We start from the raw sequence: 23,651 nt of genomic DNA, 5'->3' as shown, positions 1-23,651 counted from the left end.
GCGAGCCAGAAAGACATCCGGATGAAAGCCGCCGAGATCCGCCAGACGTTCCTGAAGTTCTTCGAGTCCAAGGGCCACCAGATCGTCGCATCCAGCCCGGTGGTGCCGGGGGACGACCCGACCCTGCTGTTCACCAACGCCGGGATGAACCAGTTCAAGGACGTGTTCCTCGGCTTCGACAAGCGGCCCTACAGCCGTGCGACCACGGCGCAGAAGTGCATCCGCGCCGGCGGCAAGCACAACGACCTGGAGAACGTCGGCTACACCGCGCGGCACCACACCTTCTTCGAGATGCTGGGCAACTTCAGCTTCGGCGACTACTTCAAGAAGGACGCGATCACCTACGCCTGGGAGCTGCTGACCCGCCACTTCAAGCTGCCGCCCGAGCGCCTGTGGGTGACCGTCTACGCCGAGGACGACGAGGCCTACGAGATCTGGAGCAAGGAGGTGGGCGTGCCGGTCGAGCGCATCGTGCGCATCGGCGACAACAAGGGGGCGCGCTACGCCTCGGACAACTTCTGGATGATGGGCGACACCGGCCCCTGCGGCCCGTGCACCGAGATCTTCTACGACCACGGCCCGGAAGTGGCCGGCGGCCCCCCGGGCAGCCCGGACGAGGACGGCGACCGCTACATCGAGATCTGGAACCTCGTCTTCATGCAGTTCAATCGCACCGAAGACGGCCAGATGCACCCGCTGCCCAAGCCCAGCGTCGACACCGGCATGGGCCTGGAGCGGGTCGCGGCGGTGCTGCAGGGCGTGCACTCGAACTACGAGATCGACCTGTTCGTGAACCTGCTGGCCGCGGCGCGCCAGGCGGTCGAGTCCTCCGGCGCGCAGGGCGTCGATCCGGCCTCGCCGTCGCTGAAGGTCATCGCCGACCACATCCGCGCCTGCTCGTTCACCGTGGCCGACGGCGTCATCCCCGGCAACGAGGGCCGCGGCTACGTGCTGCGCCGCATCTGCCGCCGCGCGATCCGCCACGGCTACAAGCTGGGCGCGCGCACGCCGTTCTTCCACAAGCTGGTGGCGGCGCTGGTGCGCGAGATGGGTGACGCCTACCCCGAGCTGCGCCAGCAGCAGGAGCGCATCACCGAGGTGCTGAAGCAGGAAGAGGAGCGCTTCTTCCAGACCATCGCCAACGGCATGGAGATCCTGGAGTCGGCGCTGGCCGCGCTGGCCCGGTCGGGCAAGACCGAGCTGGACGGCGAGACCGCGTTCAAGCTGCACGACACCTACGGCTTCCCGCTGGACCTGACCGCCGACGTCTGCCGCGAGCGCGGCGTGACGGTGGATGCGGCCGGCTTCGACGCCGCGATGGCGCGCCAGCGCGAGCAGGCGCGCGCGGCCGGCAAGTTCAAGATGGCGCAGGGCCTGGAGTACAGCGGCGTGCCGACCACCTTCCACGGCTACGACGCGCTGGTGCATGAAGGCTGCAAGGTGGTCGCGGTGTACGTCGACGGCACCGCGGCGACGTCCGCGCGCGCCGGCGACGATGCCGTGATCGTGCTCGACCACACCCCCTTCTACGCCGAGTCGGGCGGCCAGGTGGGCGACACTGGCGAGCTGCGCAACAACACCAGCCGCTTCTTGGTCGAGGACACCCAGAAGATCCAGGCCGACGTGTACGGCCACCACGGCCGCGTGGTCGAGGGCGAGATCAAGGTCGGCGACACCATCAACGCGCGCGTCGACGGCGAGAAGCGCGCCCGCACGATGCGCAACCACAGCGCGACCCACCTGATGCACAAGGCGCTGCGCGAGGTGCTCGGCTCGCACGTGCAGCAGAAGGGCTCGCTGGTGACGCCCGAGCGCACCCGCTTCGACTTCTCGCACAACGCGCCGCTGACCGACGAGCAGATCCGCCGCATCGAGGCGCTGGTCAACGCCGAGATCCTGGCCAATGCCGACACCCAGGCGCGCGTGATGCCGATCGAGGAAGCCCAGAAGCTGGGCGCGATGATGCTGTTCGGCGAGAAGTACGGCGACGTGGTGCGCGTGCTCGACATCGGCTCCAGCCGCGAGCTGTGCGGTGGCACGCACGTGCGCCGCACCGGCGACATCGGCCTGTTCAAGATCGTCGCCGAAAGCGGCGTCGCCGCGGGCATCCGCCGCGTCGAGGCGGTGACCGGCGACAACGCGCTGGCCTACCTGCAGTCGCTCGAATCCACCGTCACCCAGGCCGCCGGCGCGCTCAAGGCCGCGCCTTCGGAGCTGGCCGCGCGCCTCTCGCAGGTGCTCGAGCAGGTGCGCAGCCTGGAGAAGGAAGTCGCCGCGCTCAAGGGCAAGCTGGCGTCGGCCCAGGGCGACGAGCTGGTCAGCCAGGCCGTCGAGGTCAAGGGCGTCAAGGTGCTGGCCGCCACGCTGGAAGGCGCCGACGCCAAGACCCTGCGCGAGACCATGGACAAGCTCAAGGACAAGCTCAAGAGCGCGGCCATCGTGCTGGCCTCGGTCGACGGCGGCAAGGTGCAGCTGGCCGCCGGCGTCACGAGCGACCGCACCGGCCAGGTCAAGGCCGGCGAGCTGGTCAACTTCGTCGCCCAGCAGGTGGGCGGCAAGGGCGGCGGCAAGCCCGACATGGCGATGGCCGGCGGCACCGATGCATCGAAGCTCGGCGCGGCCCTGGCGTCGGTGCAGGGCTGGGTCGCCGAGCGGCTCTGACCGGAGGGCGACCCGTGGGCGCGATCCGGCGACTGTCGGCGGCGCTGGCGGCGGCCTGGATGGCCGCGGCGGCCGCGCAGGACTCCGAACCCGTGGCGCAGACCCAGCCGGTGTCGCCGCCCGGCGTGATCCAGGCACGCACGCTCGACCAGCCGCCGGGCGTGGTCTACGCCATCGCGCCGCCCGCTCCGGAGGCGGTGGCACGCGCCTTCGTGGAGGGCTGCATCGCCCACGAGGGCGACCTGACCGCGGTGGTCGACTGGGCGATCTCCGAAGGCTACCTGCCGCGCGATCCGCTGTCGTCCGAGGCACAGACCCTGCTCGACGGGCGCGCCGGCTCGGTGTTCCTGATGCCGGGCAATGCCGCGCCGGTCTACCTCGTGGCCATGTCCGGCGGGCGCTGCATCGTCTGGGCCGAGGGCGCCGTGGGCCCGGCCACCCACCAGGCGCTGTTGCGCGCCCTGGGCGAGCTGGCCGGCCGCACCGGGCGGCTGGAGAAGACGCTGGAGCGGCACATCGAGCGCGGTGGCACCTGGCGCCGCCAGCTGCAGTGGCGCTACCGCCGCGCCGGCGGCTACCAGGACTTCGGCATCGACGCCGTCACCACCCTGACCGAACAGCCCGGCGTGCAGGCCTTCCACCTCGCCCCGGTGGCGCGCACGTCGCGCTACGACCCGGACGGCATGCCGGCACGTTGACGGCAAGGAATAAGGCCCCGCGGGGCCATATTCCGTTCACGCGTAGCGCAGCTCGCCGGTCTTGCCCCAGAACACCCGGTAGGCGAACACCGTGTAGACGATGATGGCCGGCACCGAGATCGCCGTGCCGATCAGGATCACTGCCAGCGAGGCGGGAGCGCTGGCGGCCTGCCAGATCGTGATGCGGTCCATCACGACGTACGGGTACAGGCTGTAGGCCAGGCCGAAGAAGCTCAGCACGAACACCCCGACGACCAGCGCGAACGGCGCCCAGCAGTCCTTGCCGAGGATGCGCGAGGAGTTCAGCAGCAGGCGCGCGGCCACCAGCGCGACGGCGGTGGTCAGCGGGATCGGCAGCAGCGCGATGATGCCGGGCATGCTGAACCAGCGCTCGCGCACCGTGGCGCTGACCAGCGGCGTGGCCAGCGAGATCAGCACGATGCCGGCCACCATCGGCGCCCAGGCCAGCTTGGCCCAGCGCACCGCCTTGGCCTGGAGTGCGCCGTCGGTCTTCATGACCAGCCAGGTGGCACCGAGCATCACGTAGGCCGCCGGCAGGGTCAGCGCGATCGCGGCGGCGAACCCCGTGGCCAGCGCCCCGTCGGCAAAGCCGGTGACGTAGCGCCCCAGCATCCAGCCCTGCGCCAGCGCGGCGATCGCCGAGCCGGCCATGAAGGCGCGGTCCCACAGCGGCTTGTGGTGCGCGCGCGCCTTGACGCGGAAGTCGAACGCGACGCCGCGCAGGATCAGCCCGATCAGCATTGCCGCGGTGGGCAGGTACAGCGCGGTCAGCACCACGCCCTGGGCCTTGGGGAAGGCGATCAGCAGCAGGCCGACACCGAGCACCAGCCAGGTTTCGTTGGCGTCCCAGAACGGGCCGATCGAGGCGACCATGGTGTCCTTCTCGGCGTCGTTGGCGCGGTGCATCAGCATCCCCACGCCGAGGTCGTAGCCGTCGAGCACCACGTAGGCCAGCAGGGCCAGGCCCATGACGGCCATGAAGATCACGGGCAGCAGCGTTTCGGCGTTCATGCGGGGCTCCTTTGGGCGGCTGCCACGGCCGTACGGGCACCGGCACGAGGGGCGTCGGGCAGCAAGGCTTCCTCGGGTTTTTCGGCCAGGTAGCGCAGCACCCCGACGTAGGCGACGATCAGCACGGCATAGACGACCAGGTACGCGGCGAGCGTCAGCCCGATCATCGGCGGAGGCACCGTGGAGGCGACCTCGGCGGTGCGCAGCACGCCGAACACGATGTAGGGCTGGCGGCCGATCTCGGTGACGTACCAGCCGGCGACCGTGGCCACCCAGCCGGAGAAGCTCATCGCCGCCAGCGACCACAGCAGGGGCCGCGGCAGCCGCTCGGCCACCCAGCCGCGGCGGCGGGCGATCCACCAGCCCGTCCAGCTGACCGCGAGCATCAGCACGCCGACGCCGACCATCACGCGAAAGCCATAGAACAGCGGCGCCACGGGGGGATGCTCGCCGGGGAACTCGTCCAGCCCCTTGAGCTCGCCGTCACTGCGGTGGGTCAGGATCCAGCTCGCGCCGCGCGGGATGGCGACCGCGTAGTGGTTGGCCCGCTCGGCCTCGTCGGGCACCGCGAACAGCAGCAGCGGGGCACCGCGTTCGGTCTGCCAGATGCCTTCCATCGCGGCGATCTTCTGCGGCTGGTGTTCGAGCGTGTTCAGCCCGTGCAGGTCGCCGGCCAGGATCTGCAGCGGGATCAGCACCGCGCCCAGCGTCAGGCCGGTGCGCAGCGCCAGCGGCGTGGAACGGTTGGCCGTGCCGCGCAGCACCTGCCAGGCACTCACGCCGGCCACCAGGAATGCCACCGTCAGCCCCGAGGCGAGCAGCATGTGCGCGAGCCGGTACGGGAACGAGGGGTTGAACACCGCCTCGACCCACGAGCGCACGTGCACCTCCCCGTTGACCAGCTCGTAGCCGGCAGGCGTCTGCATCCAGGAGTTCAGGCTCAGGATCCAGAACGCCGACAGCGTGGTGCCGAAGGCCACCAGGAAGGTCGCGATCAGGTGCATGCGCTCGGAGACCTTGCCGTGGCCGAACAGCATCACGCCGAGGAAGGTGGCCTCGAGGAAGAACGCGGTCAGCACCTCGTAGCCGAGCAGCGGGCCGGCGATGTTGCCGGCGCGCTCCATGAAGCCCGGCCAGTTGGTGCCGAACTGGAAGCTCATCGTGATGCCCGAGACCACGCCGAGCGCGAAGGTCAGCGCGAAGACCTTGGTCCAGAAGCGGTACGCGGTGAGCCAGCCGGTGGCCTGGGTCCGCAGCCAGCGCCAGCGGAAGAACAGCAGGGTCCAGCCCAGCGCGATGCTGATGGTCGGGAACAGGATGTGGAAGGTGATGTTGGCCGCGAACTGGATGCGGGCCAGCAACAGGGCGTCCATGGCGGCCTCCTCAATGCACCTTGCCGCCGGGCAGGGCCTTCACCTTGCCGGTGAACTCGAGCACCTTCTGCACCTTGGAGCCCATGCGCATCAGCTGCGACAGGGTCTGGGCGTCCAGGCGCTGCACGTCGTCGAACCAGGTGAGCATCAGCTCGATCAGGTCGTGCATGCCCTTCATGCGCTCCTGCGCGATGCGGTCTTCCTCGGTGGAGGGGGTCTCCAGCAGCGCGTTGCGCAGCATCGACAGCGTCGGCTCGATCTCGCGCCGGCGCCGTTCCTCGGCCAGCGTGCGGAAGATTTCCCACGCGTCGGTGGGGGCCTCGAAATACTCGCGCCGGTCGCCCGGCAGGTGCCGCAGCCGCACCAGACGCCAGGCCTGCAGCTCCTTCAGCCCCATGCTGACGTTGGAGCGCGAGAACTCCAGCTGCTCGGCGATCTGCTCGGCGTTGAGCGGTTCGGGGGAGACGAAGATCAGCGCATAGATCTGGCCGACGGTGCGGTTGATGCCCCAGCGGCTGCCCATCTCGCCGAAGTGCGACACGAAGCTGCGGACGAGCGGCGACAACGTGCTCACGGAAGACTCCTGGAATTGCGTTGCATCAAGTATAGTCTGAAATTTCAAGAAATTCTGAAATTACAGAATGACCAGGTGATTCACTCGGATTTCCCTGTGCCGCAGGCGGATGCCGCGGCGGTTCCCCCTGCCGGCCGGGCCGGCTGCCGATAATCGACCGTTGCCCCTGCCTCGCTGCCAGCGATGTCCCGGTCCCGTGTTCCTGTCGCCTCCCGCGTGCGCCGCGCGCTGCTGCCGGCCGCCGGAGGGCGCCGTGCCGCCCGGGCAGGGCCGCCGCAGGCGATGGTGCGTCCCTGGCCGGCCGGGCTGCCGCACGAAGCCCTCGACCGGGGCGCTCCAGTGCCCCGGGGGACTGCGTGCGCAGGACTTGTGGCAACCGCTCGTCGACGAGCCGGCGTCCGGTCTGCCGCGATAATCCGGCGAACTTTTCGTCTTGCCCCGAAGGGAAGTGCCATGACTCCATCGCGCCGTCGTCTTCCGGTCCCCGTCGCCCCGTGCCGCGGGCAGCGTCACCCCGCCTGCCGCGAGGCGCGATGAGCTGCGGGCTGGAGCTGCAGGGCCGGCGCATCGTGCTCGGCCTGAGCGGAGGAATCGCCTGCTACAAGAGCGCCGAGCTGGTGCGCCTGCTGACCAAGGCGGGCGCCAGCGTGCAGGTGGTGATGACCGAGGCGGCGCAGCAGTTCATCACCCCGGTGACGATGCAGGCGCTGTCGGGCCACCCGGTCTACACCGACCAGTGGGATGCGCGCGAGCCCAACAACATGGCGCACATCAACCTGACGCGCGGGGCCGACGCCATCGTGATCGCGCCGGCCAGCGCCGACTGCATCGCGAGGCTGGCGCACGGCCGCGCGGACGACCTGCTGAGCCTGACCTGCCTGGCGCGGCCCTGGGGTGCAGCCGAGGGGCGCTGCCCGCTGCTGGTCGCCCCGGCGATGAACCGCGAGATGTGGGCGCACCCGGCCACGCAACGCAACGTCGCGCAGGTGATCGCCGACGGCGCGATCGTGCTGGGCCCGGACCGGGGCGACCAGGCCTGCGGCGAGGTCGGCGACGGCCGCATGCTGGAGCCGGCCGACCTGTTCGAGGAGATCGTCGCGGCCTTCCAGCCCAAGGCGCTGGCGGGCAAGCGCGTGCTGGTCACGGCCGGGCCGACCTTCGAGGCGATCGACCCGGTGCGCGGCATCACCAACCTGTCCAGTGGCAAGATGGGCTTCGCGATCGCGCGCGCGGCACGCGAGGCCGGCGCCGAGGTCACGCTGGTGGCCGGCCCGGTGGCGCTGCCCACGCCGCGCGGCGTCACGCGCGTGGACGTGCGCAGCGCCCGGCAGATGCTGGAGGCGGTGCTGCCGCGCGCGCCGCAGCACGACGTGTTCGTCGCCACCGCCGCGGTGGCCGACTGGCGGCCGGCGACGCTGTCCGAACACAAGATCAAGAAGGAAGGCAAGAAGCTCGCGCCGACCTTCGAGCTGGTCGAGAACCCGGACATCCTCGCCACCGTCGCGGCGCTGCCCGACCGCCCGTACTGCGTCGGCTTCGCCGCCGAGAGCGAGAACCTGCTCGCCCACGCGCGCGCCAAGCTGGAGCGCAAGAAGGTGCCGCTGGTCGTCGGCAACCTGGGCCCGGCCACCTTCGGCCGCGACGACAACGCCCTGCTGATCGTCGACGCGCAGGGGCACCGCCCGCTGCCGGCCGACGGCTCCACCGCGGACAAGCTCACGCTGGCGCGCGAACTGGTGCGCGAGATCGCCGCGCGCATCGCTCCCCACTCTGCCTGAAGAAGACCCGTTCCATGCTCCGACGCATCGAGGCCCGCATCGTCAACCCGCTGCTGGGCACCCGCATCCCGCTGCCGACCTATGCCACCGACGGCGCCGCCGCGATGGACCTGCGCGCCTGCCTGGAGGAGCCGCTGGTGCTGGCGCCCGGCCAGCGCGCGCTGGTCAAGACGGGCCTGGCGATCAACATGATGGACCCGGGGCTGGTCGCGATCGTCGCGTCGCGCTCGGGCCTGTCGCTCAAGCACGGCATCCGCGTCGCGCAGGGCATCGGCGTGATCGACGCCGACTACCACGGCGAGATCGGCGTGATCCTGGCCAATGACGGCGAGCAGCCCTTCACCATCGAGCCGGGCGAGCGCATCGCCCAGCTGATGTTCCAGCCGGTGGTGCAGGTGGGCCTGCAGTTCGTCGACAACTTCTCCACCACCACCGCGCGCGGCGAAGGCGGCTTCGGCAGCACCGGGCGGCTCTGAGCGCGCGCGGCGCGCCTCAGCCGTGCGCCGGGCGGGGCAGCGCTGAGGGCACGCGCCTGAGCGCCAGCAGCAGGCCGGCCATGATGCAGGCCGCGCCGGCCCAGCCTGCGGGGGTGAGGCGGTCGCCGAACAGCGCGAAGGCAAACAGCGTGGCGAACAGCGGGTCGCTGGTCTCGATGATCTGCACGCTGCTGGCTGGGCCGGTGTGCACCGCGCGGGTCGTGAAGTAGAAGCCGCCGATGGTCGGCAGCAGCACCATCCCGGCGATCGCGGCCCCGGCCTGCAGGCCGGGCCAGGAGAAGCCCTCGAGCAGCACCGGCACCAGCAGGTACAGGCTGCCCAGCCCGAACAACCATGCCAGGTGCGCCAGCCCGCTGCCCATGCGCCACAGCTTGGAGACGAAGATGAACAGCGCGTAGCCGAGGCCGGCCAGCAGCGCCAGCGCGATGCCCAGCGGGCTGCCCGAGACATCCGCCTCGTGCGAAAAGATCATCCAGACGCCGCCGACGATCAGCCCGAAGGCCAGCGCGCGGAACAGCCCGATGCGTTCTCCCAGGCACAGGGCCGACAGCAGGATCGTGACCCCGCCGGCCGCATAGGTGAGGAACGACGCCAGCGGGATGCTGGCCTCCTTGAAGGCCCAGGTTTCCAGGTAGTACAGGCTGAACATGCCGAGGAAGGCCAGCACCGCCAGCCGCGGCGCCTGGTGGCGCAGCGCCACGACCTGCCGCCGCCGGCCGGGATCGACGGCGCACAGCGCGAGCACGACCAGGAAGGCGAAGAAGCACTTCAGGAACGCGATCTCGTGGTACGAGGCCCCGCCCCGGAACGCAAGGCGGTTCCACGAACCGAGCGTGCCGTTCAGGATGGCGGCGCTCAGGGCATAGAGCTCGGGGCGAGCACGCGGCGTACTCGGCATGTCGGCAACTCCGGGAAAAGGAACCGCCGCGCGGGGCGCAGCGGGCTGCGGCGGGGCGGGGGGCTGATGTCGCTGCGACCGGTGCGGGACCGGCCGCGGGTGCCGGTCAGTGCACCGAGGTGCCGGGCGGCGCGCTGTTCAGCACGGTGAAGACCGGCTGGCCGACCGAGCGGTTGGTGATCTCCTCGGGGGTGGCTTCGCGCACGTCGCGCACCTTGAGCAGCAGGCGCAGCGCGATGCCGGCCAGCGGATGGTTGCCGTCGAGCACCACGTGGCTGTCGTAGACCTCGGTGACCGTGTAGATCACGTCGTTGGGCATGCCCTGGGTGGTGGCGCCCTCGGGCACGCCGTCGAACTGCATGCCCGGCTCGATGTGTTCCGGGAAGATGCGGCGCTCCTCGAAGAACACGAGTTCGGGGCGGTAGTCGCCGAAGGCGTGTTCGGGTTCGAGGTGCAGGCGGGCTTCGAAGCCGACGGTCTGGCCTTCCAGCACTTCCTCGACCTTGGCCAGCAGGTCGTCTCCGCCGTAGAAGAACTCGACCGGCTCGGTGAGCTCGTCGATCAGGCGGCCCAGGGTGTCTTCGAGTCGCCAGGTGAGGCTGACGACGCAAGGATTCGCGATCAACATCAGGCAATCATCGCACAATGCCTTCATGGACATCGACAAGAAGCTTTCCCTGCTCGGGGGTCTGACTCCCGCGCAGTTCATGCGTCGCCACTGGCACAAGAAACCCCTGCTGATCCGCCAGGCCGTCCCGGGCCTCGAGCCGCTGGTGTCGCGCGCCGAGCTCTTCGAGCTGGCCGGGCGCGACGACGTCGAATCCCGCCTGATCGTGCACGGCGAGCGCGGCTGGACGCTGCGCCACGGGCCGTTGCCGCGCCGCGCGCTGCCACCGCTGTCGCGTCCGGGCTGGACGGTGCTGGTGCAGGGCGTGGACCTGCAGGTGGACGCGGTGCACGCGCTGATGCAGCAGTTCCGCTTCGTGCCGGACGCGAGGCTGGACGACCTGATGATCTCCTACGCCACCGACGGCGGCGGCGTCGGCCCGCACTTCGATACCTACGATGTGTTCCTGCTGCAGGTGCACGGCCGGCGGCGCTGGCGCATCGGCCGGCTGGACGACCCGCAGCTGGTGCCCGGCGTGCCACTGAAGATCCTCGCCAACTTCGAGCCCGAGGAGGAATGGGTGCTCGAGCCGGGCGACATGCTGTACCTGCCGCCGCGCTGGGCGCACGACGGCATCGCCGAGGGCGAGTGCATGACCTACTCGGTGGGCTTCCGCTCGCCGCGCCGCAGCGAGCTGGCGCGCGAGGTGCTCGTGCGCATGCTGGAAGCGCAGGAGGAGGACGAGGTGCTGTACCGGGATCCCGGCCAGCCGGCCACCGGGACGCCCGGGCTGATCCCGCCGCCGCTGCGCGACCATGCCGAGCGGGCCATTGCACGGCTGCTGGGCGACCGCACGGCGCTGGACTGCGCGCTGGGCGAGTACCTGACCGAGCCCAAGCCGCATGTCTGGTTCGACGGTGCCGCAGCGCGGGAGGCGGCGGACCTCTCCGGCGGCGTGCGCCTGGACCGGCGCACCCGCATGATGTATGACGCGCGTCACGTGTTCATCAACGGCGAGTCGTATCGTGCCGGCGGGCGCGACGCGGTGCTGATGCGCCGGCTGGCGGACCGCCGCGAGCTCGGCGCGGCCGAGGTGGCCCGCCTGAGCGACGGCGCGCGCCAGCTGCTCGAGCAGTGGGCCGATGACGGCTGGCTGCACGCCCTGGACCCCTCCTGAAGGAGCTGACCATGGACCCCACTTCCGGCACCGACGTCTACCGTCGGTTCGAGTCGCGTTCACAGTTCCAGGACGAGCTGCGTGCCGCCTTCGAGCTGGCGGCCACGCAGGGGGCCCGCGAGATCTGGTTGTGCGACGTCGACTACGCCGACTGGCCGCTGGGCGAGCGGGCGGTGGTGGACAGCCTCGCGCGCTGGGCGCACAGCCACCGGCGGCTGCGGGTGCTGGCGCTCCACTTCGACGAGATCGTGCGGCGGCATGCGCGCTGGGTGAACTGGCGCCGTGACTGGGCGCACATCGTCGAGTGCCGGTCGATCGAGAACCTGCGCCCCGAGCAGGTGCCGCGTGCGTGGCTCGCACCGGGGTTGCACGGGGTGCGGTTGCTGGATGACCGGCTGTACCGCGGGGTGGCGGAGAACCGGGCCGCGTCGATGCTCAGGGCCGCCGAGGCGCTGGACGAGCTGTGGCACCAAGGCACCGATGCGTTTCCTGTCTACACACTTGGGCTGTGAATTCTGGTTTTCCCGGGGATATAATTTTCGATTAGCGTGGAAATGGTCACGTGAAACTGAACATTTTGCGCTCGGCTGGGACTCAGTTCATCAGGGTTCTGCCGAACACCGGTGATTGGTCGAAAAAACTTACTGAGGAATAAGGAATGAACAAGTCGCTTCTGTTGACGTCCGTGATCGCTGCCGCCATGGCCCTGGCCGCCTGCGGCAAGAAGGAAGAACCGGCTCCTGCTCCGGCCGTCGAGGCCCCGGCTCCGGCTCCCGCGGAACAACCTGCCGAGCAGCCGGCCGAGCAACCGGCCGAGCAGCCCGCTGGCGAGCAGCCGGCCGAAGCCGCACAGCCCGCCGAGGAAGCCGCTTCCGACGCTGCTCCGGCCGCCGAAGAGCCCGCCTCCAACTGATCGGTTCGAGGCCACTCGTGAAAAGCCGCCTGCGGGCGGCTTTTTTGTTGCCTTTTTGTTACGAACGTTAAGCGGATTATCAGGCGCGCAGCCAGGAAAAACCGTCGAGCGGCCCGGCGACCACGATCTCGTCCGCCGCGCAATCCAGCGCCGTCGCCAGCGCCCGGGCTGCCTGCGCCGGGGTGTTGTTCTGCTCGCTCAGGTGCGCGGCCACGACGTGGCGCAGGCCGTCATGGCCGCAGGCGGCCAGGATCTGCGCGGCCGTGTCGTTGGACAGGTGCCCCAGGCGCCCGGCGATGCGCGCCTTCAGCGAGGCCGGGTAGCGCGAGGCCTGCAGCATCTGCAGGTCGTGGTTGCATTCCAGCAGCAGCGCAGTGCAGGCCTGCAGCTGCGCCAGCAGGTGCGCGGTGGCACAGCCGGCATCGGTGAGCAGCCCGAGCTTGGCGTCGCCGTCGGTGCAGGTCAGCTGCAGCGGCTCGCGCGCGTCATGCGGCACGGTGTAGGGCGTGATGGCCAGCTCGCCCAGATCGACGGGCAGGCCGTCGTGCACGAAATGCACCGGAAGGCCGGCCTCCTCGGGCGCGCCGATCGCCTGCCAGGTGCCGCGGCTGGTGTAGAGCGGCACGCGGTGGCGGCGCGTCAGGGTCAGCGCGCAGCCGACGTGGTCGCCGTGCTCGTGGGTGATGAACACGCCGGACAGCTCGGTGGCGGCCACGCCGGCGCGGGCCAGCCGGGCTTCGAGCTCGCGCAGCGAGAAGCCGCAGTCCACCAGCAGCCGGGTGGCCGGGCCGGTGCCGCTGCTGGCCTCGATCAGCGTGGCGTTGCCGGTGCTGCCGCTGCCCAGGCTGCAGAAGCGGATCATCGGCCGGCAGCGGGGGAGGTCAGCGCTTGAGGTCTTCGGCCAGCAGCTGGACGATGCGCTGCGCCACGGCTCCGGTCTCGGGCGCGCCCTGGGCGTTCTGCACCGACACGAGGGTGCGCTGCTCGCCGTCGCCGCGCACGGCGATGCGGTAGCGCGCCGGGGCGATGTCCTCGGCCTTGCCGCCGATGCCGAACCAGCGCGTCAGCAGGCCTGGTTCACGGCGGCCGTCCTCGGGCGAGGGCTGGACGTAGCGGACGAAGTACAGGCCTTGGGCGCGGTCGCGGTCCTCGACCGTGAAGCCGGCGCGGTCCAGCGACAGGCCGACGCGCCGCCAGGCGCGGTCGAAGCCGTCGTCCACCTGCACCGCAGGCTGGCCATCGGCCGAGACGACGCGGGCTCGCTCGGGTGCGGCCGGGGCCGCCGCCACGGCGGCTTCGGCGTCCTTGGTTTCCTTGGCCGCGCCCAGCTTGACCATCAGGCGGGCCAGGATCTGCGCTTCCAGTTCCGGATCGGCCGGCGCGGGTTGCCAGCGGGTCTGGTCCTGCAGCTGGTTGGTGTAGACCTCTTCCATCCGCCGGTGGCTGATGAAGATCTCGGTGCCGCCCGCGGTGCGCTCGACGCGCGTGCGGAAGCGGTCCATCTCGCCGGTGGAGTAGAGCGAGTCCAGCACCCGGCCGACCGTGCGGCGGATGATGTCCATCGGCAGCTTGGCGCGGTTCTCGGCCCAGTCGGTCTCCATGACGCCGGTGTCCTGCGAGTCGGTCGTCAGGTTGAAGCCGAGTTCCTCCCAGAACTCCTTCAGCTGCGGCCAGAGCTGCTCGGGCGTCTGCGAGGTGACCAGCCAGCGCTGGTTGCCGGCGCGTTCGATGCGCACGTCGCCGACCGCGTCCGGCGCCACCGGGGTGGCCGCGGCGGCCGCCGGCGCGGCGGCGACCTGCTGCTGGTAAACGGTCGCGCTGACCGAGCCGCTGCCGGGCACCTGGTAGCGCGGGTCACGGGCCAGCTGGGTGAGGTCGGGCGGCACTTCCAGACGCGCCGTCTTGGCGCCGCCGGAGCGGTAATCGACCTTGTCGCCCTCGAGCATGGAACCGAGGGACGAGCAGCCGGCCAGCGCGGCGGCAAGGGCCAGCGCAGTCAGCCGGGTCGCGGGTGCTGCCAGCCGGTACAGGGGCGCATTCACAGAAGACATCTCCGTTTCGAGCTGAGGGGATGCCGGCGCGGCCGTGCCTGCCAGGCCGCCGCGCGCGGCGCTCAGATCAGATTCGCTTCGCGCAGGGCTTGTTCCAGCGCGGCGTGGTGGGGGGCGGACAGCGGCACCAGCGGCAGGCGCAGTGCGCCGCCGATCCTGCCCATGCGGGCCAGCGCCCATTTCACGGGAATCGGGTTCGGTTCGACGAACAGCAGCTTGTGCAGCGGCAGCAGCTGCAGGTGCAGCTCGGCGGCGCGCTTGGCGTCGCCGGCCAGGGCGGCGCGGCACAGCTCGCTCATCGCGCGCGGGGCCACGTTGGCGGTGACGCTGACGTTGCCATGGCCGCCGAGCAGCATGAGGGCGACCGCGGTCGCGTCGTCACCGGAATAGATCGAGAAGCCCTTGGGGGCCTGCTTGATCAGCCAGGCCGCACGCTCGATGTTGCCGGTGGCTTCCTTGATGCCGACGATGCCCGGCACCTGCGCCAGGCGCAGCACGGTGTCGTGCTGCAGGTCGGCCGAGGTGCGGCCCGGCACGTTGTACAGCACCATCGGGATGTCGACCTTCTCGGCGATGGTGCGGAAGTGCTGGTACTGGCCTTCCTGGGTGGGCTTGTTGTAGTAGGGCACCACCTGCAGCGTGCAGTCCGCGCCGACCTGCTTGGCGTAGCGCGACAGCTCGATGGCCTCGGCGGTGGAGTTGGCGCCGGCGCCGGCCATGATCGGCACGCGGCCCTTGGCGTGTTCCACCGCGGCGCGGATGATCTCCGCCTGCTCCTCGACGGTGACCGTCGGCGACTCGCCGGTCGTGCCGACCACGCCGATGCAGTTGGTGCCTTCGGCGATGTGCCAGTCGATCAGTGCGCGCAGGGTGTCGTAGTCGACACTGCCGTCTTCGTGCATCGGCGTCACGAGCGCGACGATGCTGCCAACAATCGGAGTCATGGGTCCTGGTTCCTTGGAATCTGGGGATTTTACTCGTGCCCGGAGGCTCATCCGGGCAGCCGGTAACGGGGCGCGGCGACGTCCGCCCGCTCGTGGACCGCGACCAGGCGCTGCACGTAGCGCGGCGGCGCGTCGAGGAATCCGTCCTCGTAGGCCACCGGGCGCAGCCGGCCCTGGACCGCCTGCAGCAGCTCGCCCGGACGCAGCAGGAAATCCGGCCGCGACGGCCGGCCGACCGTTTCGTTGCCGACCGCGAAGGTCTCGTAGATCAGCACGCCGCCCGGGGCGACCCGCTCGACCAGCAGGGGCAGCAGCCGCCGCCACAGGTAGTTGGTGACGACCACCGCGTCGAAACGGCGCTCGCCGAGCGGCCAGGGGCCCTGCTCGATGTCGGCCACGACGACCTCGGCGCAGTCCGCGAGCGGCGCGACGGCGGCGGCGTCGCGGTCCAGCGCGGTGACGCGGCAACCGCGCGCGGCGAACCAGCGCACGTGCCGGCCCGCGCCGCACGCCACGTCCAGCACGGTGGCGCCGGCCGGGACCAGGTGGCCGTAGCGCTGCACCCAGGGCGAGGGCGCCTGGCTGGCGTGGGGGATCGGGGCGCTCATCGCCGGCCTCCGCGCAGGGCGCTTGCCCCGGGGCAGGCGGCAGGGCGGCACGGGCGTGCCGCGACGGAACGGGCGGGCAGGCTCAGAAGCAACTCCAGATCTGGTTGGCGATCTCGACCATCAGGTCGGGCTGCTGGTACCACATGAAGACGGCAGCCAGCGCCGCCAGCGCCAGCGCCCACAGCAGGGCGCGCAGCCACAACGGGGTGGAGCGGGGCGTGTCCATGGCCTGCCATCATGCCGCGGCCTGCGCCGGACGCGAAATGGCGCTTTCCCGCACGGGGAGATTCACCAGCGCGGCGAACACGCCCAGCGCCACGGCCAGCCACCAGACCACGTCGTAGCTGCCGGTGCTGTCGTACAGCTTGCCGCCCAGCCACACGCCCAGGAACGAGCCGATCTGGTGCGACAGGAACACGAAGCCGCCCAGCATCGAGAGGTAGCGCACCCCGAAGATCTGCGCGACCACCGCGTTGGTCGGCGGCACGGTGGACAGCCACAGCAGGCCGATGACGGACGAGAAGACGTAGACGCTGGCCGGCGACAGCGGGACGAACAGGAAGATCACGATCGCCACCGAGCGCAGGAAATAGATGCTCGCGAGGATGTGGCGCTTCTGCAGCCGCTGTCCGAGCACGCCGGCGATGTAGGTGCCGAACACGTTGAACAGGCCGATCAGGGCCAGCGCGTAGGTGGCGACCTCCGGTGCCAGGCCCTGGTCCTTCAGGTAGCTGGGCATGTGCACGCCGATGAACACCACCTGGAAGCCGCAGACGAAGTAGCCGGCCGTCAGCAGCTGGAAGCTCGGGTAGGTGAAGGCCTCGCGCAGCGCCTGGCCGATGCTCTGTTGCACTCCCCCGGCCGCGGCCGCGACCTTGGGCTCCTTCAGCCCCCAGGACAGCGGGATGATCGCCAGCGCCAGGCAGCCCAGGATGAACAGCGCGTTCTGCCAGCCGAAGCCGCCGATCAGCCAGTTCTCCACCGGCACCATCAGGAACTGCCCGAACGAGCCGGCGGCTGCCGCCACCCCCATGGCCCAGGAGCGCTTCTCCGGCGCGACGTTGCGCCCGATGACGCCGTAGATGATCGCGTAGGTGGTGCCGGCCTGCGCCATGCCGATCAGCACCCCGGCGCTGCCGGTGAATGCCAGTCCGGAAGTCGCCAGCGCCATCAGCACCAGGCCGCCGGCGTACAGCAGCGTGCCGACGATCAGCACCCGGAATGCCCCGAAACGGTCGGCCAGCATGCCGGCGAACGGACCGGCCACGCCCCACATCAGGTTCTGCACCGCCATCGCGAAGGCGAAGGTTTCGCGGTTCCAGCCGCGGTCCATCGTGATCGGCTGCAGCCACAGGCCGAAACCGTGACGGATGCCCATCGACAGGGTGACGATCAGGGCGCTGCACACCAGCACCTGGACCATCGAGAGCTTGGGAGGGGGGGAGGACTGCATGATGCGGTGACTGTAGCGAAACCTGCACTGTTTTGCCGGAACGGGGGCGACGGAGCGGCCGACGAGGCGCCTAGAATCCGCCGCCATGGCGACCAAACCGAGTTCGAAACGCGACGCCGGCTACGGCGAGGCGTCGATCCGCGTGCTGAAGGGCCTGGAACCGGTCAAGCAGCGCCCGGGCATGTACACCCGTACCGACAACCCGCTGCACATCGTGCAGGAGGTGATCGACAACGCCGCCGACGAGGCGCTGGCCGGCTACGGGCGGCGCATCGCGGTGACGGTGCACACCGACGGCTCCGTCAGCGTCGAGGACGACGGCCGCGGCATCCCGGTGGGCCTGCACCCCGAGGAAAAGGTGCCGGTGGTCGAGATCGTGTTCACCCGGCTGCACGCCGGCGGCAAGTTCGACAAGGGCGCAGGCGGCGCCTACAGCTTCTCCGGCGGCCTGCACGGCGTGGGCGTGAGCGTGACCAACGCACTGTCCAAGCGCCTGGAAGTGTCGGTCTGGCGCGATGGCCAGGTCGCCAGCATGGTGTTCAGCGGCGGCGACGTGGTCGAGCCGCTGAAGAAGCGCAAGGCCGACCCGGGCGACCGCAGGTCCGGCACCACGGTGCGGGTGTGGCCGGATGCGAAGTATTTCGAGAGCGCCGACCTGCCCAGGCACGAGCTGGTGCACCTGCTGCGCAGCAAGGCGGTGCTGATGCCCGGCGTCGAGGTGACGCTGACCTGGGAGAGGAGCGGCGAGACCCAGACCTGGCTCTACAAGGGCGGCCTGCGCGACTACCTGATGCAGACCCTGTCGGCCGACCCGGTGATCCCGCTGTTCGAGGGCGAGCACTACGCCGAGGAGGGCGAGACCGAGAACTTCGCCGAAGGCGAGGGCGCGGCCTGGTGCGTGGCCTTCACCGAGGACGGTTCGCCGGTGCGCGAGAGCTACGTCAACCTGATCCCGACGGTGGCCGGCGGCACGCACGAGGCGGGCCTGAAGGACGGCATGTTCGGTGCGGTCAAGGGGTTCATCGAGCTGCACTCGCTGCTGCCCAAGGGCGTCAAGCTGATGCCCGAGGACGTGTTCTCGCGCGCCAGCTTCGTGCTCTCGGCCAAGGTGCTGGACCCGCAGTTCCAGGGCCAGACCAAGGAGCGCCTGAACAGCCGCGACGCGCTGCGCCTGGTGTCGACCTACGTGAGGCCGGCGATGGAGCTGTGGCTGAACCAGCATGTCGAGGTCGGCAAGCGGCTCGCCGAGCTGGTCATCAAGCAGGCCCAGGCGCGCCAGCGCGCCGGCCAGAAGGTCGAGAAGAAGAAGGGCTCGGGCGTGGCGGTGCTGCCCGGCAAGCTGACCGACTGCGAGAGCCGCGACATCTCGGTCAACGAGGTGTTCCTGGTCGAAGGCGACTCGGCCGGCGGCAGTGCCAAGATGGGCCGCGACAAGGAGACCCAGGCCGTCCTGCCGCTGCGCGGCAAGGTGCTCAACGCCTGGGAGGTCGAGCGCGACCGGCTGTTCGCCAACAACGAGATCCATGACATCGCGGTGGCGATCGGCGTCGACCCGCACGGGCCGAACGACGAGCCGGACCTCTCCGGGCTGCGCTACGGCAAGATCTGCATCCTCTCGGACGCCGACGTCGACGGCTCGCACATCCAGGTGCTGCTGCTGACGCTCTTCTTCCGGCACTTCCCCAAGCTGATCGAGCGCGGCCACGTCTACATCGCCAAGCCGCCGCTGTTCCGCATCGACGCGCCGGCGCGCGGCAAGAAGCCGGCGGCCAAGATCTATGCGCTCGACGAGGGCGAGCTCACCGCCACGCTGGACAAGCTGCGCAAGGAGGGCTGCCGCGAAGGCTCCTGGACCATCAGCCGCTTCAAGGGCCTGGGCGAGATGAGCGCCGAGCAGCTGTGGGAGACCACGCTGAACCCGGACACGCGCCGGCTGCTGCAGGTCGGCTACGGCAAGCTGGACTTCGCGCGCACCGAGCAGCAGCTGGCCAAGCTGATGGGCAAGGGCGAGGCGGCCGCGCGCCGCGAACTGATGGAACTCCACGGCGATGCCGTGGAGGTCGACATCTGACGGCGCCGGCATGATCGGCAACGCCCGCATCCGGCTGCGGCCGACGCTGGTCGACGACCTGGACTACGTGCTCACGGTCGAGAACGATCCCGTCAACCGGCCCGCCATCACCCCGTGGGAGCGCACCCAGCACGAGGCCGCGGTGCGCTTCCCGGATTTCCGGCACTTCATCGTCGAGGCGGGCGACAGCGCCGAGCCGGCCGGCTTCGTGATCCTGGTGGGCTGCCGCAGCCCGCACCGCTCCATCGAGCTCAAGCGCATGGTGATCCAGCGCAAGGGCGAGGGCCTGGGACGCGCCTGCCTGCGGCTGCTCAAGAAGATCGCCTTCGAGGACCTCGGCGCGCACCGCTTCTGGCTGGACGTGAAGGTGCACAACGTGCGCGCCAAGGCCCTGTACGACAAGGAAGGCTTCGTCGAGGAAGGGCGGCTGCGCGAATGCGTGCGCACCGAGGGCGGCTACGAATCGCTGGTGGTGATGTCGCTGCTCGACCGCGAATACGCCGAGCGCCGCCGTGCGAGCCTGGAGGACGCCTGAAGGCGAGCAACACCGGACTGAAACATGACGCAAGAGACGATCGACCTGTTCGAAGGCACCATCGGCGGCGAGGGCGACGACATCACGCTCGCCCACTACGCCGAGCGCGCCTACCTGGAGTACGCGCTGTCGGTGGTCAAGGGCCGCGCGCTGCCCGACGTGACCGACGGCCAGAAGCCGGTGCAGCGGCGCATCCTGTTCACGATGGAGCGCATGGGGCTGGCCTACACCGGGCCCAACGGCGCCAAGCCGGTCAAGAGCGCCCGCGTGGTCGGCGACGTGCTCGGCAAATACCACCCGCACGGGGACCAGGCGGCCTACGACGCGCTGGTGCGCATGGCGCAGGATTTCTCGCAGCGCTATCCGCTGATCGACGGGCAGGGCAACTTCGGCTCGCGCGACGGCGACGGGGCGGCCGCGATGCGCTACACCGAGGCGCGCCTGGCCCCGATCGCGCGGCTGCTGCTCGACGAGATCGACGAGGGCACGGTGGACTTCGTGCCGAACTACGACGGCTCGTTCCAGGAGCCGCGCCAGCTGCCCGCGCGCCTGCCCTTCGTGCTGCTCAATGGCGCGAGCGGCATCGCGGTGGGCCTGGCGACCGAGGTGCCGAGCCACAACCTGCGCGAGGTCGCGGCCGCCACGGTGGCGCTGATCCGCAACGAGAAGCTCTCCGACGACGAGCTGCATGCGTTGCTGCCGGGACCCGACTTCCCGGGCGGTGGCCAGATCATCAGCAGCGCGGCCGACATCCGCGAGGCCTACGCCAGCGGGCGCGGCAGCGTGAAGGTGCGCGCGCGCTGGAAGATCGAGGACCTGGCGCGCGGCCAGTGGCAGCTGGTGGTCACCGAGCTGCCGCCCGGCACCAGCGCGCAGAAGGTGCTCGAGGAAATCGAGGAACTGACCAACCCCAAGGTCAAGGCCGGCAAGAAGACGCTGACCGCCGAGCAGCAGCAGCTCAAGGCCACCGTGCTCAGCGTGCTCGACACCGTGCGCGACGAGTCGAGCAAGGAGTCGCCCGTGCGCCTGGTGTTCGAGCCCAAGACCAGCCGCGTCGACCAGCAGGAGCTGGTCAACACGCTGCTGGCCCACACCAGCCTGGAAAGCTCGGTGCCGATCAACCTGACCGTGGTCGGCGGCGACGGCAGGCCGACGCAGAAGTCGCTGCGCCAGATCCTCACCGAATGGATCCAGTTCCGCCTGGCCACGGTGCAGCGCCGCACGCGATATCGCCTCGACAAGGTGCTGGACCGCATCCACGTGCTCGAGGGCCGGCAGCTGGTGCTGCTCAACATCGACGAGGTGATCCGCATCATCCGCAACGCGGACGAGCCCAAGCCGGCGCTGATCGAGCGCTTCCGGCTCACCGACCGGCAGGCCGAGGACATCCTGGAAATCCGCCTGCGGCAACTGGCGCGGCTGGAGGCGATCAAGATCGAGCAGGAACTGAAGGAGCTGCGCGCCGAGCAGGAGAAGCTCGAGGACATCCTCAACAGCCCGGCCAGCCTGCGCCGCACCGTCATCAAGGAGATCGAGGCGGACGCCAGGCAGTTCGGTGACGAGCGTCGCACCCTCATCCAGGAGGAAAAGCGCGCGGTGGCCGAGGTCAAGGTGATCGACGAGCCGGTCACCGTGGTGGTCAGCCAGAAGGGCTGGGTGCGGGCGCGCCAGGGCCATGGCCACGACGCGGCCAGCTTCGCGTTCAAGGCGGGCGATGGGTTGTACGGCACCTTCGAGTGCCGCACCGTCGACACGCTGCTGGTGTTCGGCAGCAACGGGCGCGTCTACAGCGTGCCCGTCTCGGCGCTGCCGGGGGCGCGCGGCGACGGCCAGCCGGTCACGACGATGATCGAGCTGGAGTCCGGCACGCAGCTGGTGCACTACCACGCCGGCCCGGCAGACACGACCCTGCTGCTGGCCAACACCGCGGGCTACGGCCTGCTGGCGCGCATCGGCGACATGGTCTCGCGCCAGAAGGGCGGCAAGGGCTTCCTGACGCTGGACGAGGGCGCCCGGCTGCTCGCGCCGGCGCGCGTCGGCGCCGGGTCCAAGGTGGCCTGCCTGTCGTACAGCGGCCGGCTGCTGGTGTTCGGGCTGGAGGAGCTCAAGCTGCAGTCCAACGGCGGACGCGGCCTGACGCTGATGGACGTGGACGCCAAGGACCCGCTGGTGTCGGTGGCGGTGTTCGCCGAGGCGCTGGTCGTGGAGGGCGTCGGCCGCGGCGGCAAGCCCAAGTCCGAGACGCTGCGCGGTGCGGCGCTGGCCGCCCACGCCGGCAAACGCGCCCGCAAGGGCAAGGCCACCGAGCTGGGCATGAAGCAGGCGCAGCGCGTACTGCCGGCCTGAGGGGACCCGAAGCCGGTCAGCGCCGGCGCGCCTTGCGCAGGCGCCTGACGTTGGCGTTGACGGCGCGGCTGTAGGGCAGCATGGCCCGGTTGGCCAGGCGCACCGCCTCGAGCGTCGCCTGCGGCCGGGCGGCCCCGAGCCACAGCGCGGGCCAGGCGGCAGTGCACAGCACCACGCCGGTCTGCCAAGCCGCCAGCGCCTTCTCCCACACCATGCGCTGCGATTCGAGCACGGTGGCCAGCGGCCAGGGGCCGGGCTGCCCCATCATCGACAGCCGCCGGTGCATCACTTCGGGCGTGCCGAACGCGATGTCCGCGACGTGCGTCCAGAACGTGAACCAGGGGGGCATCTCGGGCCTTTCGCGCAGGTGGGGCACCCCAGCCTAGCGCTGCGTGCGGCCCGGGCCGTAACAACCCTGGCCGCCCAGGGGCGACGCGGCCGGCGGTCAGCGCCGCAGCGCGGCGGCCAGGCAGGCCAGGCCCAGCACGGCGAACAGCGCGCCGCTCCACGCCTCGTAGGGCAGGCCGAGCAGCGACACCGCGGCATCCGCGCAGGAGGCCTGGATCGCGAACAGCTTCGGCGCCAGGCTTTCCAGGTGCAGCGCGGCCACGACGCGGTCGGCAAAGGTGAGCGCGCACGATTCCGAGCGCGCCGCGACGAAGTGCTGCCACAGCGCGGCGGCCAGGCCGGCGCCGGTCAGCAGCACCGCCAGCCCGGCCAGCGCCGCCTTGAGGCCGCGCCACGGCAGCAGCCAGGCCAGGCCGGCGACGACGCCGAGCATGACGAACAGGAAGCGCTGCAGGATGCACCACGGGCAGGGCAGCATCCCGAACTGGTACTGCGAGAGCAGGGCCGCGGCGACCGCGGCGAAGCTCGCGAGGCAGGTGAAGCCGAGCAGGGCGTTGCGGGTCAGGCGCAAGGTCACTCCACGCTGGATCGTTGCGGCCGGGTCACTCGACCTCGGCGATCAGCTCGATCTCGACGCAGGCGCCGAGCGGGATCTGCGCGACGCCGAAGGCGCTGCGGGCGTGCGCGCCCTTGTCGCCGAACACCTGCACGAACAGCTCCGAGGCGCCGTTCGTCACCAGGTGCTGCTCGGTGTAGTCCGGCGTGCTGTTGACCAGGCTCATCACCTTGACGATGCGGCGCACCTTGTTCAGGTCGCCGACGGCGGCCTGCAGCGTGCCCAGCAGGTCGATCGCGATCGCGCGCGCGGCGGCCTGGCCGTCGGCCGTGCCCAGGTCCTTGCCCAGCTGACCGACCCAGGGCCTGCCGTCCTTGCGCGCGATGTGTCCCGACAGGAACACCAGGTTGCCGGTGCGCACGAACGGGACATAGGCGGCCGCGGGCGTGGCGACCGGCGGCAGCTCGATGTTCAGGGCCTTGAGTTGGTCGTAGACGGACATCGTGTATCGCTCCTCTGAGGGGTATGGAC

General features: G+C 70.5%; 24 protein-coding genes. 10 read left to right on the top strand and 14 right to left on the bottom strand.

Features of this window, described 5'->3' with window-relative positions; all coding sequences use genetic code 11:
• Positions 1-21 precede the first annotated feature (21 nt).
• Both alaS and IS481_RS11600 read left to right on the top strand, forming a co-directional pair.
• Entirely contained in the window at positions 22-2,661 is a 2,640-nt protein-coding gene (gene alaS, locus IS481_RS11605) for an alanine--tRNA ligase (protein ID WP_104358501.1), read from the top strand.
• A 14-nt stretch (positions 2,662-2,675) separates the two neighbouring features.
• Positions 2,676-3,359 carry an NMCC_0638 family (lipo)protein gene (locus IS481_RS11600; RefSeq protein WP_104358502.1) on the top strand — a complete coding sequence of 228 codons (684 nt, stop codon included), beginning with the start codon at positions 2,676-2,678 and terminating at the stop codon, positions 3,357-3,359.
• Positions 3,360-3,395: 36 nt separating this feature from the next.
• Here the strand turns inward: IS481_RS11600 and IS481_RS11595 are convergent, their stop codons facing one another.
• From IS481_RS11595 to IS481_RS11585, 3 genes are read right to left on the bottom strand one after another with little or no spacing between them, the layout of a single operon-like run.
• A complete protein-coding gene (locus IS481_RS11595; RefSeq protein ID WP_104358503.1) occupies positions 3,396-4,391 on the bottom strand; it encodes a cytochrome d ubiquinol oxidase subunit II in 996 nt (331 codons plus the stop codon).
• Complete coding sequence (locus IS481_RS11590; protein WP_104358504.1) at positions 4,388-5,764, bottom strand: cytochrome ubiquinol oxidase subunit I; 1,377 nt, start codon at positions 5,762-5,764, stop codon at positions 4,388-4,390. Before IS481_RS11590 ends, IS481_RS11595 begins: the two co-directional genes overlap by 4 nt.
• A 10-nt stretch (positions 5,765-5,774) precedes the next feature.
• Positions 5,775-6,287, bottom strand: coding sequence for a GbsR/MarR family transcriptional regulator (locus IS481_RS11585; RefSeq protein WP_194963366.1), 513 nt, complete (start codon positions 6,285-6,287; stop codon positions 5,775-5,777).
• Between the two features lie 584 nt (positions 6,288-6,871).
• Between IS481_RS11585 and coaBC the strand changes: the two genes are divergently transcribed.
• Complete coding sequence (gene coaBC / locus IS481_RS11580; protein WP_104358506.1) at positions 6,872-8,116, top strand: bifunctional phosphopantothenoylcysteine decarboxylase/phosphopantothenate--cysteine ligase CoaBC; 1,245 nt, start codon at positions 6,872-6,874, stop codon at positions 8,114-8,116.
• Between the two features lie 14 nt (positions 8,117-8,130).
• Positions 8,131-8,592, top strand: a complete 462-nt coding sequence (gene dut / locus IS481_RS11575) for a dUTP diphosphatase (protein WP_104358507.1) — start codon at positions 8,131-8,133, stop codon at positions 8,590-8,592.
• A gap of 16 nt (positions 8,593-8,608) precedes the next feature.
• Here dut and IS481_RS11570 read toward each other — a convergent pair whose 3' ends face one another.
• Together IS481_RS11570 and IS481_RS11565 are read right to left on the bottom strand one after the other, a co-directional pair.
• Positions 8,609-9,511 carry a DMT family transporter gene (locus IS481_RS11570; RefSeq protein ID WP_104358508.1) on the bottom strand — a complete coding sequence of 301 codons (903 nt, stop codon included), beginning with the start codon at positions 9,509-9,511 and terminating at the stop codon, positions 8,609-8,611.
• A 106-nt stretch (positions 9,512-9,617) separates the two neighbouring features.
• Positions 9,618-10,139, bottom strand: coding sequence for an FKBP-type peptidyl-prolyl cis-trans isomerase (locus tag IS481_RS11565; RefSeq protein WP_104358509.1), 522 nt, complete (start codon positions 10,137-10,139; stop codon positions 9,618-9,620).
• 25 nt (positions 10,140-10,164) lie between these two features.
• On the opposite strand from IS481_RS11565, the gene IS481_RS11560 reads away from it, so the two are divergent.
• From IS481_RS11560 to IS481_RS11550, 3 genes are all read left to right on the top strand, one after another.
• The gene (locus tag IS481_RS11560) at positions 10,165-11,295 is read left to right on the top strand and encodes a cupin domain-containing protein (RefSeq protein ID WP_104358510.1); all 1,131 of its coding nucleotides are present in this window, start codon (positions 10,165-10,167) and stop codon (positions 11,293-11,295) included.
• An 11-nt stretch (positions 11,296-11,306) separates the two neighbouring features.
• Positions 11,307-11,807 carry a hypothetical protein gene (locus IS481_RS11555; RefSeq protein WP_104358511.1) on the top strand — a complete coding sequence of 167 codons (501 nt, stop codon included), beginning with the start codon at positions 11,307-11,309 and terminating at the stop codon, positions 11,805-11,807.
• 146 nt (positions 11,808-11,953) lie between these two features.
• On the top strand, positions 11,954-12,208 hold the full coding sequence (locus tag IS481_RS11550; protein ID WP_104358512.1) for a hypothetical protein: 255 nt from the start codon (positions 11,954-11,956) through the stop codon (positions 12,206-12,208).
• Between the two features lie 79 nt (positions 12,209-12,287).
• Here the strand turns inward: IS481_RS11550 and IS481_RS11545 are convergent, their stop codons facing one another.
• From IS481_RS11545 to IS481_RS11520, 6 genes are all read right to left on the bottom strand, one after another.
• Positions 12,288-13,067, bottom strand: a complete 780-nt coding sequence (locus tag IS481_RS11545; RefSeq protein WP_194963365.1) for an MBL fold metallo-hydrolase — start codon at positions 13,065-13,067, stop codon at positions 12,288-12,290.
• 22 nt (positions 13,068-13,089) lie between these two features.
• Positions 13,090-14,259, bottom strand: a complete 1,170-nt coding sequence (bamC, locus tag IS481_RS11540) for an outer membrane protein assembly factor BamC (protein ID WP_104358514.1) — start codon at positions 14,257-14,259, stop codon at positions 13,090-13,092.
• Between the two features lie 62 nt (positions 14,260-14,321).
• A complete protein-coding gene (gene dapA, locus IS481_RS11535) occupies positions 14,322-15,254 on the bottom strand; it encodes a 4-hydroxy-tetrahydrodipicolinate synthase (RefSeq protein WP_419186830.1) in 933 nt (310 codons plus the stop codon).
• Entirely contained in the window at positions 15,251-15,811 is a 561-nt protein-coding gene (locus tag IS481_RS11530; RefSeq protein ID WP_104358516.1) for a class I SAM-dependent methyltransferase, read from the bottom strand. The genes dapA and IS481_RS11530 overlap by 4 nt, the downstream gene beginning before the upstream one ends.
• A gap of 82 nt (positions 15,812-15,893) precedes the next feature.
• Complete coding sequence (locus IS481_RS11525; protein WP_165908620.1) at positions 15,894-16,037, bottom strand: hypothetical protein; 144 nt, start codon at positions 16,035-16,037, stop codon at positions 15,894-15,896.
• Positions 16,038-16,046: 9 nt separating this feature from the next.
• Positions 16,047-17,264: an MFS transporter gene (locus IS481_RS11520; protein WP_104358517.1), complete on the bottom strand. Its 1,218-nt coding sequence runs from the start codon at positions 17,262-17,264 to the stop codon at positions 16,047-16,049.
• 85 nt (positions 17,265-17,349) lie between these two features.
• Here IS481_RS11520 and IS481_RS11515 point away from each other — a divergent pair, with 85 nt between their 5' ends.
• From IS481_RS11515 to parC, 3 genes are read left to right on the top strand one after another with little or no spacing between them, the layout of a single operon-like run.
• Positions 17,350-19,335 (top strand): DNA topoisomerase IV subunit B, encoded by a 1,986-nt coding sequence (locus IS481_RS11515; RefSeq protein ID WP_104358518.1) that lies wholly within the window; start codon positions 17,350-17,352, stop codon positions 19,333-19,335.
• 10 nt (positions 19,336-19,345) lie between these two features.
• Positions 19,346-19,870 (top strand): GNAT family N-acetyltransferase, encoded by a 525-nt coding sequence (locus IS481_RS11510; protein ID WP_104358519.1) that lies wholly within the window; start codon positions 19,346-19,348, stop codon positions 19,868-19,870.
• A gap of 24 nt (positions 19,871-19,894) precedes the next feature.
• Positions 19,895-22,216: a DNA topoisomerase IV subunit A gene (gene parC / locus IS481_RS11505; RefSeq protein WP_104358520.1), complete on the top strand. Its 2,322-nt coding sequence runs from the start codon at positions 19,895-19,897 to the stop codon at positions 22,214-22,216.
• A gap of 16 nt (positions 22,217-22,232) precedes the next feature.
• Here parC and IS481_RS11500 read toward each other — a convergent pair whose 3' ends face one another.
• The 3 genes from IS481_RS11500 to IS481_RS11490 form a co-directional block, all read right to left on the bottom strand.
• Entirely contained in the window at positions 22,233-22,565 is a 333-nt protein-coding gene (locus IS481_RS11500) for a hypothetical protein (RefSeq protein WP_104358521.1), read from the bottom strand.
• 96 nt (positions 22,566-22,661) lie between these two features.
• Positions 22,662-23,135 (bottom strand): disulfide bond formation protein B, encoded by a 474-nt coding sequence (locus IS481_RS11495; protein WP_232529258.1) that lies wholly within the window; start codon positions 23,133-23,135, stop codon positions 22,662-22,664.
• A 31-nt stretch (positions 23,136-23,166) separates the two neighbouring features.
• Complete coding sequence (locus IS481_RS11490) at positions 23,167-23,622, bottom strand: RidA family protein (protein WP_104358522.1); 456 nt, start codon at positions 23,620-23,622, stop codon at positions 23,167-23,169.
• Positions 23,623-23,651 lie beyond the last annotated feature (29 nt).

This window comes from Caldimonas thermodepolymerans (genome assembly GCF_015476235.1).
GTDB lineage: Bacteria > Pseudomonadota > Gammaproteobacteria > Burkholderiales > Burkholderiaceae_C > Caldimonas > Caldimonas thermodepolymerans.
This window is presented reverse-complemented; position numbering and strand designations above follow the sequence as displayed.